This window comes from Microcoleus sp. N9_A1 (assembly GCF_036701795.1).
Lineage (GTDB): Bacteria > Cyanobacteriota > Cyanobacteriia > Cyanobacteriales > Microcoleaceae > Microcoleus.
In genome coordinates this window covers 1-12,193 of the sequence record NZ_JAUBRI010000116.1, presented here as the reverse complement: position 1 = coordinate 12,193, position 12,193 = coordinate 1, and the positions used below count along the sequence as shown (strand labels likewise).

Genomic DNA, 12,193 nt, shown 5'->3' with positions numbered 1-12,193 from the left:
TAATTGGTATCTCGGTAAAAAAATGAGTAAGATTACTCATTGACAACAGTGCTTTTAGCTTAACTTGTGAGTAATGGATCAACACAGATAAACACAGATGAATTATAGCGGTTCTCAAAAAAATGAGGTATGCCCTATGCCCTATGCCCTATGCCCTATGCCCTATGCCCTATGCCCTATGCCCAGTCGTACCTCATCTTTCTGAGAAAGGCTATATATCAATCGCCTACTCCGAGCGAGAGGTTTTTAACTGCACGAGTCTCAACCGTGTTCAAAAACATCCTTGTACTGCAATAAATCTAAACTTACAAAAACCGGCAAACACTGAAAACATTCCTGTGCAATTTCCCAGCGTTCTTCTCGCTGCAACATAGCAGTCAACTTTTGTTTAGCGCTCAGCAAATAGCGGACATCGTTAGCAGCATAATTTAGTTGATCGTCAGAAAGATTAGTCGCATTTCCCCAGTCGGAACTTTGAGATGTTTTATTTAATTCTACCTTTTCAAGTTCTAGAATTAATTCTTTCAATCCGTGTCTGTTGGTATAAGTTCTAGCAAGTTTACTAGCTAGCTTGGTGCAGAAAACTGGTGCGATGTCAATACTTAAATTGTAACGCATTGTTGCCATATCAAAGCGCGCAAAATGAAATACTTTCTCAATATTTTCGGCTTCCATTAACTTCTTTAAATTCGGTGCTGCTGTCTGGCCTTTGGCAATCCGCACCACTGCAACTTTACCTTCGGGATTGCACAACTGAACCAAACACAAGCGATCGCGCCAAGGTAGCAAACCCATTGTTTCCGTATCAACGGCGATCGCCTCCGCTGTCAAATAATAAGATAAGAGAGAATCGGGAATATCACGATCGTACACTTGAAAATCTGCAAATTCCATTATTGGTAACTGTTGACTGTTGACTGTTGACTGTTGACTGTTGAGTGTTGACTGCCTTCTTCCTTCTTCCCTCTTCCTTCTTCCTTCTATTTACCGACTGCGAACAAAAAGCTGAGTAAGATAATACTCGCCTTTGGCATTTTTGGCAACCCCAATACCGGTCACATTAAACTGACCCTCCATATTTTTGCGATGCCCGTCACTTTTAATCCAACCTTCAACAGCATTGCGTACCGGGTCGCTGTAGCCAAAATTATAAGCAAGATTTTCAGCTACACTTTGATAAGGAATAGTAATTGCTTTTGCCCGCCCCTCAAATCCATCGTGGCTAAAACTTACTTTACCCTTAGCCATATCTTCGCTGTGAATTCTTGCTATCTGACTGATTCGCGGATCGATACTCAGCGGTGGCAACTTTTTAGATGCTCGATATTGATTGATCTGTTGGTTAACCGCTGTTTCTAAGTCAGTAATAGCACTCGAAGCAACATTAGTATTCATGGGAGTTTGTGGCAGCGATCGCGGAGGAATGGAGGTGTCACAAGTAGGCAGGATTGTCAACAATCCCAAGCAAATCGAAATCAAACCTTTGGACATGAAATCAAACGAAAAATAAAGTTAATTGTTACCGATTCCTACAGAGCGATCGCCCCACATTCCGCTAAACTAGATATTCAGAACCTTCGCCACAGTGTTCACGTCTTTGTCGCCGCGTCCCGAACAGTTAAGCACAATGCGCGGATTGCCTGTTAGCTGCGGGCACAGAGTCTCTAAATAGGCGATCGCGTGAGCAGTTTCCAAAGCCGGAATAATCCCCTCCAACTGCGAAAGCCGCTGAAAAGCATCCAAAGCTTGTGCATCAGTTACACTGTAATATTCAGCCCTACCAGCATCCTTCAAATAACTGTGTTCCGGCCCCACGCCCGGATAATCCAAACCCGCACTAATCGAATGTGGCTCAATCACTTGACCTTCATTATCTTGCAGCAAATAACTCATCGCCCCGTGCAGAACTCCCACACTTCCCTTAGTCAAAGTAGCAGCGTGTTTGTCCGTATCCACGCCTTCGCCCGCCGCTTCAACACCAATCAATCTGACAGTTTCTTCCCCGACAAACTCGTGGAAAAGACCCATTGCATTAGAACCGCCGCCGACGCAAGCTAATAAAATATCCGGCAAACCACCCCACTTTTCCTGACACTGAGCCCGCGTTTCTTGACCGATTATCGTATGGAAATCGCGCACCATCATCGGGTAAGGATGCGGGCCCGCTACGGAACCGAGAATGTAATGAGTTGTTTCGACATTTGTCACCCAGTCGCGAATCGCTTCGGAAGTCGCATCTTTCAGCGTTCCCGTACCTGCAGCCACCGGCCGCACTTCGGCTCCCATCAGCCGCATTCTAAACACATTTAAAGCCTGTCTTTCCATGTCGTGAACGCCCATGTAGACAACGCATTCTATCCCGAAACGAGCGCAAACTGTGGCAGTAGCAACGCCATGTTGACCGGCACCAGTTTCAGCAATTACGCGCTTTTTACCCATGCGTTTTGCCAGCAGTGCTTGAGCTAAAGCGTTGTTAATTTTGTGAGCACCGGTGTGGTTTAAATCTTCGCGTTTGAGGTAAATTTGGGGGCCGGTACCGTCTGGTTTAGCATAATGCTCTGTGAGGCGTTCGGCAAAATACAAAGGGCTGGGGCGGCCGACATAATCTTTGAGCAATTGTTGGAGTTGCTGTTGAAATTCGGGTTCGCTGCTGTATTTGTGGAAAGCGGCTTCAAGTTCAAATAAAGCGGGCATCAGGGTTTCGGGGACGTATTTGCCGCCGAATTTGCCGAATCTGCCGAGGGAGTCGGGGCGTTGCGCGGTGGTTTCGGTGGTGAGAGGCAGGGGGGTGACAGTCATTTGATTTTAGATTTTAGATTTTAGATTTTTTAGATTCGCGGGTAAGCTAGAGCCTTGGTGTCGATCGTACCAAATCGGTTGTGGACTTGAGCCGATCGAACAAATTTCATTATAATTCTTTCAATCCTTGACGGGTTAATACAATAGGTAGAAGATGGGATCGCAAACGAGCGATCGCAACCATACCCCAATTCGCTAAAACTAGAAATACCCGTAAAAAAAGTTCAGGCATTTTAACATATGGCAGCACAAAAACGCAAAGATTCTGATATCAAGACGACAGACGGCAAACGAATAGTTTACTCCGAGTTTGGCAATGTTGACAATTCGGCCGCCCTCGAAAGAGGAGTTGCCGAAGTCCCGCCAGCTCAACAAAATTTGAGAGTGCAAGCGTCTCGGAAAGGCCGCGGCGGCAAAACTGTCACTGTCATCACCGGGTTTCAGGGAAAACCTGAAACTTTGGCAGCTTTGGCAAAGCAGCTTAAAGCTCAATGCGGTGCAGGAGGGACGGTTAAGGAAAATGAAATCGAACTTCAGGGCGATCGATCTCAACAACTTCTCGAAATTCTCAAAAAACTCGGCTACAAAGCTAAAGTTAGTGGAGGATGATGAGTCATTAGTCATTACCGTGTTTTAATTTTTAACCTTCATGTACACTCGACCTTTAGCTCGTTTAATCGAACAATTGCAGCGCTTGCCCGGAGTCGGCCCAAAAACCGCCCAGCGTTTAGCTTTACATATTTTGAAGCGACCGGAAGAAGAAGTGCAAGCCCTAGCTAAATCTTTGATTGATGCCAAACAGCAAGTAGGTTTCTGTCAAGTATGCTTTCACTTATCTGCTGACCCTGTTTGCGAAATTTGCCGCAATACCAACCGCGACAGTCATACCATTTGTGTAGTGTCAGAATCCCGCGATGTAATTGCTTTAGAAAAAACGCGAGAATATATGGGCAAATATCACGTTGTTGGTGGCGTTATCTCGCCGATGGATGGAATTGGCCCGGAACAATTGAACATTCAACCATTAGTCCGGCGCGTCAGCCAGCAAAAGATTAAGGAAGTAATTATTGCTATTAGTCCCAGCGTGGAAGGCGAAACTACTACTCTTTATATCGGTCACTTATTAAAACCTTTTACCTTAGTGACGCGCATAGCTTTTGGTTTGCCGATGGGGGGAGATTTGGAATATGCCGATGAAGTAACATTAGCTCGCGCTTTGGAAGGAAGGAGGGAGTTGGATTAGTTATAAGTTGTCCCGCATCTAAATTGTGTTTTCTGGCGGGCGGGACGCCCAACCCCTACTTTCCACAAGAACTCGATCGAGCTTAATCGCTCTTTTTTTACTCAAAGGGAAGAATTTTCTAATCTAGCCATTAGTTCTTCTATTGACAAATCTGGCAGTTGTGACAGCAATAGCGATAAGTTTTCGGCAGACAATGCAAGCAAATTTGGGATGAGATTGACGGTGTTTACTTCTAATTGACCAAAGCGCTTTCTTAAGACATTTTCGGCGATTAAAGTTCGTACTTGTTGCCTATCTGCTTGGGCGATTGGCAATGTGGATAATTGCACTAACAACATAGTGAATTCACCAACAGGTAAAGCCGATACAGAGGAAAAAAAGGCAATTGTCTGAGCGTCTAACTCCCCAAATCTGACTTGCAGAAAGTTCTGCAAAATCAACCGCTGTGCTTCTTCTCTTCCTTCTTGTCTTCCTTCTTCTCTTCCTTGTTGTGTGGCCTCATCTATTTTTTGTTGTAACAGAGGTACGAGCGCCATAACTAACTCCTTATCTTCCTGATTTCCTGGGGCACTAGCTGCTAAATTTACTTGCAGATTCGCTTGCAGGTTGTACAATAATTCTAGCGTACTAGCTCGTAGGGGACTATCAACAGGCAATCTTGTTAATTCCGCGATCGCCCCTTGCTGTACCTTACCCTTACCTAAAATCCGCAACCACATCGTTTCTGGAACATTCGGTAGCTGGTGAATGGCTATCAATCCTACTCGCCAAACTTCCGATAGAAAATAAACCCCCCTCCCCCAACCTTCTGACTCTTCTGGAAGCATAAAATTAAAGCTGCTTAACAAAGCCTCCGAAGCAGTGGGAGTCAGAATCCACAACCTCGGTAATTGCTGGGATTCTAAACGTTGCTCTTCTCGATTAGCTCGGCGCAGTAATTCTGCCCTAGTATTTAAAAGGTTTGACAACACAACTGAAGATATCCTCTGTATTGACGGCATTGCGAAATGGTTCGATCGCAGCCACAGTCGCAGTCATTTGACCTAATAAGCCTAAATTCTCTACGTATTCAGGCGATACAGAAGTGGGTTTAAACCAGATATCAATTTCTCGAACTTGAGCAGAAACATCTTTACTTGTTTCTACTTCTCCGAGAGGTGACAATAACTCTCTTAGGTATTCTTTGGCAAACTGGTCATGGGGGAATTTAGTCATTCTTGGGAAGCACTGTATTCCGAAAAGAACTAAATTAATTATATCTCATTTTAAAACAGTTTTTATTGGCGATCGCTTCTATGTTATACACCCAATATTTGAAAAAATTCAGGTATCTAAGTCTTCTATTTTTTGAGGTAGGGTTACTTCTTTAACCCAGATTTAGGATAAAATCTCAAATCCCCAATTGAGCGACTCTCCCCTGTCACTGCCGCGAAAGGGTAAACTGGACAAAGTTACCGAGAGTAGTAAAAAATCATGGCTAAATTCGATCGACCTTTAAGCTACCCCACAACCCGCAAAATCGACCAAACAGACGACTACCACGGCGTCAAAGTACCTGACCCCTACAGGTGGCTGGAAAATCCCGACTCTGAGGAAACCCAAGCTTGGGTAGAAGCCCAAAATGCAGTCACTTTTTCTTACCTCAACGAAATTCCGGCGCGGGAAAAAATCAAACAGCGCCTGACTCAACTTTGGGATTACGAGAAATACGGGATACCTTTCAAAGAAGGCGATCGCTATTTCTACTACAAGAATGACGGTCTGCAAAACCAATCCGTACTTTATACTTTAACATCCCTTGAGGGCGAACCCAAAGTATTAATTGACCCCAACACTCTCTCAGAAGACGGAACCGTTGCTTTGGGCGGCGTAGCTATCAGCCAAGACGGTAAAAATATGGCTTACGGTTTGTCAACCTCCGGCTCCGACTGGCAAGAATGGAAAGTCCGCGATATCGAAACAGGTGCAGATTTATCCGATCATTTAAAGTGGGTAAAATTCTCAGGGGCATCTTGGACTCACGACGGTAAAGGCTTTTTTTACAGTCGCTACGACGAACCCAACGAAAAAAGCAAGCACGAAGACGTTAACTATTACCAAAAACTGTTTTACCACCAAATCGGCACGCCCCAATCTGAAGACGTATTAATCTACGATCGCCCCGACCAAAAAGAATGGGGATTTAGCGGCGGCATCACTGAAGACGGCAAATATCTAATTGTATCAGTTTGGCAGGGAACTGAAACAAAAAACCTGATTTTCTATAAAGACTTAACTGCCCCTGAATCCCCTGTTGTAGAAATGATTAACGAATTCGAGGCAGAGTACAGCTTTATCGACAATGAAGGCCCTCTGTTCTGGTTTCAAACTGACTTAAATGCACCCTGCGGCCGGGTAATTGCGATCGACACCAACAACCCCCCTCCTTTATCCCTCGCTGGCGATGAAAGTCAAGGGAAATTTACAGAAATTATCCCCGAAGCAGCCGAAACCCTCCAAGGTATTGGCATCCTCAACAATCAATTTGTGGCTTCTTATCTGAAAGACGCCTACACCCAAATTAAAATCTTCAACTTAGACGGCTGTTTCGCGCGAGAAATAGCTTTGCCGGGAATCGGTTCGGCGGGAGGATTTGACGGCAAGCGGCACGATACCGAAACTTTTTATGCTTACACGAGTTTCACTACACCTAACACTATTTACCGCTACAACATGGTGACAGGCGAAAGCACAATTTACCGCCAGCCGAATGTAGATTTCAACCCCGAAGATTACGAGACAAAGCAAGTATTTTATCCCAGCAAAGACGGCACGCAAGTACCGATGTTCATCACCCACAAAAAAGGCTTGCAATTAGATGGCAATAACCCGACATACCTATACGGTTACGGCGGTTTTGGCATCTCGCTGACTCCTAGTTTCTCGGTTAGCAGGATTGTGTGGTTGGAGATGGGCGGAGTTTACGTCACAGCCTGTTTGCGGGGCGGCGGCGAGTACGGCGAAGAATGGCACCAAGCAGGCACAAAGTTCAACAAGCAAAACGTGTTTGACGACTTTATAGCTGGCGCTGAATGGTTGATCGAAAACAAATACACCAAACCGGCAAAATTGGCGATCGCAGGTGGCAGCAACGGCGGTTTATTAGTAGGGGCTTGCATGACTCAGCGGCCGGAATTGTTCGGTGCAGCATTGCCGGCAGTTGGTGTTATGGATATGTTGCGCTTCCACAAATTTACCATTGGTTGGGCTTGGACTTCTGAATACGGTTCGCCGGAAAATCCCGAAGAATTTTCAACAATTCACGGCTATTCTCCGTTGCACAATCTCAAACCGGGAACCGCTTATCCGGCGACAATGATTACAACTGCCGATCACGACGATCGAGTAGTTCCGGCCCACAGTTTCAAGTTTGCTTCTGCCTTGCAAGAAACCCACGCCGGAGAAAAGCCGGTGTTAATTAGGATCGAAACCAAAGCGGGACACGGGGGCGGCAAACCTACTGCTAAAGTGATTGAAGAATTGGCTGATGAATGGGCTTTTTTAGTGCGCGAGCTGGATATTGACGCTTAGCAAGCGGCGTTAGAGGGTGCGATCGACGCAGTTTCATGATTTAGATAGAAAGAGGGTGTAAAGGGCGATCGTTCTTTTTGAATTCAAGGGCGATCGTTCTTTTTTGTCACCAAAATCCTGGTATTAACATATATAATTTGTCAAGTTTTTTTGTTAACTTTTGTAGCGTTGAGTGGGTATTATTACATGGCTGTGAGTTTACTGCACGACAAATTAGTATAAGTATAAATCTCTAGAAATGCGGTACTCTCAACTTTCAACAGCGATCGCACCTCAAAGTCAAAATCTGCCAATTTTTATGAAATTAATATTTTCAGTATATTTACGGTTCAAGCTGTCTGAGCCAGCCTCGATGTCACCAGACCAAGAAAAGCAGTATGAGGGGTCAGACCCCTTGGGCTGATGAATCCGTAAGTAATTTACCATATAACTAACGTTAGACCTGAGATCATTTTTCCCAAAAATAGAGCATCTTGGCTAATACAAAGGCTGTGACCCCTTATTCATGTTAGAATTTGCAGCCATCGGCCGCATCAGGACATCCAACGGCGATCGCAGTAAATCCTGTCTAATGATTGACTAACCTCACAAATAACAAATATAGGCAACTATTACGTATCCTAAAAAAATATTTTTTTAAACTTTATAGTTGAAAGTTTATCGTCATCCATGAAAAGGGGTAGCTTAGATTTAGCAACCAAATCAACCAAAAATGAGAACCATCCCAAATCTGTCAAATTTGTCAGCCGCACCAACACGGAAATATACCAATATGGAAACTAAAATCTTGAGACAAGCCAGCTATAAAGCAGAGACGGCTAGCCTAAAAAATCTAGCGATTGTGGATTCAAAAGTAGAAAACTACCAAGAGTTTCTCAGGGGAGTGAAAAGCGGTACAGAAGTAATCCTGCTCGATAGAACCCGGGATGGAATCGACCAAATCACCGAAATTTTGGGTCAGCGCCACAATATCAACAGCCTGCACGTAGTATCTCACGGCCGAGAAGCAGCAATCGCGATCGGCCCTGCAGAATTGAATCTTGACAACCTAGAAACCTACAGCAACCAATTGCAGCAGTGGGGAAAATCCCTCAGCCAATCCGCCAGCATTCTACTTTACGGCTGTAACGTAGCCGCAGGCAAATCCGGCATTAAATTTATACAAAAAATTAGCGAATTCACCGGAGCAAATATTGCAGCATCCCAAAACCCAACTGGAAGCGCAGCACTCGGAGGCGACTGGAAATTAGAAATTACCACAGGACAAATCAATGCCGAACTAGCCTTTGAAAAAGAAGTCCTAGAAAACTACACATCAGTCCTGGCTACCTTAGTATCTGAAGACTTTAAAAATTCAACAGTAGTCGGGCCTTGGATATATGGAGTTGCTGGTACTTCCACTCCACCAGGTTTAACCGCAGGTGCCGCCAATTCCGGTGTTATTCCCAGTTTAGGAAATAACGATCCAGCAGGCGGCGGCGCTTTGAGATTAACATCAAACGCGAATAACCAATCAGCTTATGTTCTCTACAACAACCCCATCTCTGCCACTGAAGGTCTAAGAGTTACCTTTGATATCTTTGCCTATAACGGTAATGGTGCCGATGGCCTTAGTTTTTTCCTGATTAACGGAACAGCAACGCCAACAAAAGCCGGAGGCTTTGGCGGATCTCTCGGCTATGCTAGCAATAATAGTCTCACTCCTGCTCTGAACTCAGAGGGTATTTCAGGAGGTTACTTAGGTGTCGGATTAGACGAGTTTGGCAATTTTTCCGAGGAGCAACCCCTCCCACCAGCACGAGCTACTTTCGGGCGTGTGGGTGGCCCGGGAGTGGTAAAGGATTCAATAGGAATTAGAGGCAGCGAAAGCAGAACCTATAGTTTTATAACTAACGCTTCTGTTGCCATTGGCATAGATAATGAAACTGCCACGAATCGCACCGATGCTAATACTAAAAGAAGCGTCCAAATTACCCTATTGCCGCCGACTTCGACAATAGCACCTAACCGTCTGACAGTTGCCTTAGACTTGAACAACAACGGTATTTTTGAACCGGGCGAAACACTAATCACCATACCAGATTTGACCGCCGTAAACGGAATAGTGCCATCTACTTTTAAATTTGGCTTTGCTGCTGCCACAGGAGGAAGTACAAACATTCACGAACTCAACAATGTCCTCGTCGAAAGTATAGATGAGCCTACACTCCAAGCCGATGTTTCCATTGTTAAAAAAGGCCCGCTGTACGCCATACCCAGCAGCAACATTACCTACACTATTACTTCTACAAATAACGGGCCAAGCAGTGCCGAAAGCGTCCTGATTCAAGATCCCCTCCCTGCAGGCTTAACTTTCTTCAGCGCCTCCGACGGTGGCACATACAACCCCGTTACCAGGAATGTCGTCTGGCCGGTGATTCCGACTCTCCTTAACGGTGCTAGCCAAGTCCGCACCATCACCGCAACAGTTCCCGCAACACCAGGCACTGTTTTAACGAACACCGCCTATAGCGACTCCAGCACTTTCGACCCCAATAAAGCTAACAACAATAGTTCCCAACCCACTTCTCAAGTCCCAACTACAATTACTAACAATCTTGCCGATGTAGTCACCAGCAAAAGCGGGTCTATTTCTGGTGCACCGGGCGGGACAGTGAGTTATGAAATCGTTACCCAAAACAACGGGCCGGGCACAGCAGATAACATCACAATTACCGACAGCATCATTCCCGGCTTAACAGGAGTCAGCATCTCCGACAGCGGTACCTACGATAGCATTACAGGTATCGTCACCTTCCCCCTGGCCACCTTAACCAACACACAGAGCGTCAGGCGCAGCATCAGCTTCATCGCACCTGCATCCGGCAGCGTCAGCAACACCGCCAGGAGTGACTCCTCTACCCCCGACCCTTTTCCTGAAAACAACAACGGTACTGCACCCGGTGCTAGCGTGACTACAACTCTGACACCCAGTGCCGATGTCGTTACCACCAAAAGCGGTACTCTCAACAGTACAGCGGGCGGGACAGTGAGTTATGACATCGTTACCCAAAACAACGGGCCGAGCACAGCAGATAACGTCACAATTACCGACAGCATCGTTCCCAACTTAACAGGAATCAGCGTCAGTAACGGCGGTACCTACGATAGCATTTCAGGTGTCGTCACCTTCCCCCTTGTCACCTTAACCAACACAGAGAGCGTCACCCGCAGGATCAGCTTCATCGCACCGGCATCCGGCAGCGTCAGCAACACCGCCAAGAGTAGCTCCTCTACCCCGGACCCGACTCCCGGCAACAATGACGGTACTGCACCCGGTGCTAGCGTGACTACGATTCTGACACCCAGTGCCGATGTGATCACCACCAAAAGCGGGTCTATTTCTGGTGCACCGGGCGGGACAGTGAGTTATGACATCGTTACCCAAAACAACGGGCCGAGCACAGCAGATAACGTCACAATTACCGACAGCATCGTTCCCGGCTTAACAGGAGTCAGCATCTCCGAGGGCGGTACCTACGATAGCATTTCAGGTGTCGTCACCTTCCCCCTTGTCACCTTAACCAACACAGAGAGCGTCACCCGCAGGATCAGCTTCATCGCACCGGCATCCGGCAGCGTCAGCAACACCGCCAAGAGTAACTCCTCTACCCCTGACCCGACTCCCGGCAACAATGACGGTACTGCACCCGGTGCGAGTGTCACCACGATTCTGACACCCAGTGCCGATGTCGTTACCACCAAAAGCGGTACTCTCAACAGTACAGCGGGCGGGACAGTGAGTTATGACATCGTTACCCAAAACAACGGGCCGAGCACAGCAGATAACATCACAATTACCGACAGCATCATTCCCGGCTTAACAGGAGTCAGCATCTCCGAGGGCGGTACCTACGATAGCATTTCAGGTGTCGTCACCTTCCCCCTTGTCACCTTAACCAACGCACAGAGCGTCACCCGCAGGATCAGCTTCATCGCACCGGCATCCGGCAGCGTCAGCAACACCGCCAAGAGTAGCTCCTCTACCCCGGACCCGACTCCCGGCAACAATGACGGTACTGCACCCGGTGCTAGCGTGACTACAACTCTGACACCCAACCAACCGCCATTCGCGACACCGACTAACCTCACGGTAGGGGCCTCCAGCAGCGCGCCGGTGGCGGGATTGGGAGGAAATGACCCCGATGGGTCGATCGCCTCCTACACCATCAACACCCTGCCCCCAGCGGCCCAAGGAGTCCTGTTTTTAGGAGATCCAGCCAACGGCGGAGTCGCCGTGACACCGGGTCAAGTTTTGACACCGGCACAGATAGGACAACTATTTTTCCAATCCACAGGTAGCTTTACCGGTGCCAATTTTACCTACAGCGCCACAGATAACCTCGGCTCAGTTAGCTCCCCAGCTAACGCGAATCTTGGTTTAACAGGAACGACACCCAACCAACCGCCATTCGCGACACCGACTAACCTCACGGTAGGGCCAAACAGCAGCGCGCCGGTGGCGGGATTGGGAGGAAATGACCCCGATGGGTCGATCGCCTCCTACACCATCAACACCCTGCCCCCAGCGGCCCAAGGAGT

The 12,193-nt window shown here is 47.0% G+C and carries 9 protein-coding genes; 4 read left to right on the top strand and 5 right to left on the bottom strand.

Annotation, left to right across the window (positions count from 1 at the left end):
- Positions 1-261 precede the first annotated feature (261 nt).
- The 3 genes from QUA58_RS29630 to trpB form a co-directional block, all read right to left on the bottom strand.
- Complete coding sequence (locus tag QUA58_RS29630) at positions 262-894, bottom strand: ribonuclease D (RefSeq protein ID WP_333397675.1); 633 nt, start codon at positions 892-894, stop codon at positions 262-264.
- 90 nt (positions 895-984) lie between these two features.
- Positions 985-1,491 (bottom strand): CAP domain-containing protein, encoded by a 507-nt coding sequence (locus tag QUA58_RS29625; RefSeq protein ID WP_333251505.1) that lies wholly within the window; start codon positions 1,489-1,491, stop codon positions 985-987.
- 69 nt (positions 1,492-1,560) lie between these two features.
- The gene (trpB, locus tag QUA58_RS29620) at positions 1,561-2,799 is read right to left on the bottom strand and encodes a tryptophan synthase subunit beta (protein WP_333251503.1); all 1,239 of its coding nucleotides are present in this window, start codon (positions 2,797-2,799) and stop codon (positions 1,561-1,563) included.
- Between the two features lie 240 nt (positions 2,800-3,039).
- Between trpB and QUA58_RS29615 the strand changes: the two genes are divergently transcribed.
- Together QUA58_RS29615 and recR are read left to right on the top strand one after the other, a co-directional pair.
- The gene (locus QUA58_RS29615; RefSeq protein ID WP_333251500.1) at positions 3,040-3,408 is read left to right on the top strand and encodes a translation initiation factor; all 369 of its coding nucleotides are present in this window, start codon (positions 3,040-3,042) and stop codon (positions 3,406-3,408) included.
- A gap of 40 nt (positions 3,409-3,448) precedes the next feature.
- Positions 3,449-4,042: a recombination mediator RecR gene (recR, locus tag QUA58_RS29610; protein WP_172187730.1), complete on the top strand. Its 594-nt coding sequence runs from the start codon at positions 3,449-3,451 to the stop codon at positions 4,040-4,042.
- Between the two features lie 101 nt (positions 4,043-4,143).
- Here the strand turns inward: recR and QUA58_RS29605 are convergent, their stop codons facing one another.
- Both QUA58_RS29605 and QUA58_RS29600 read right to left on the bottom strand, forming a co-directional pair.
- On the bottom strand, positions 4,144-5,010 hold the full coding sequence (locus tag QUA58_RS29605) for a flagellar assembly protein H (RefSeq protein ID WP_333397674.1): 867 nt from the start codon (positions 5,008-5,010) through the stop codon (positions 4,144-4,146).
- Complete coding sequence (locus QUA58_RS29600; protein WP_333251494.1) at positions 4,988-5,257, bottom strand: hypothetical protein; 270 nt, start codon at positions 5,255-5,257, stop codon at positions 4,988-4,990. Before QUA58_RS29600 ends, QUA58_RS29605 begins: the two co-directional genes overlap by 23 nt.
- A 258-nt stretch (positions 5,258-5,515) precedes the next feature.
- On the opposite strand from QUA58_RS29600, the gene QUA58_RS29595 reads away from it, so the two are divergent.
- Together QUA58_RS29595 and QUA58_RS29590 are read left to right on the top strand one after the other, a co-directional pair.
- Entirely contained in the window at positions 5,516-7,612 is a 2,097-nt protein-coding gene (locus QUA58_RS29595; RefSeq protein WP_333397673.1) for a prolyl oligopeptidase family serine peptidase, read from the top strand.
- Between the two features lie 772 nt (positions 7,613-8,384).
- Positions 8,385-12,193, top strand: a 3,809-nt coding sequence (locus QUA58_RS29590) for a DUF4347 domain-containing protein (protein ID WP_333397672.1), incomplete at its 3' end; no start/stop codon positions are given.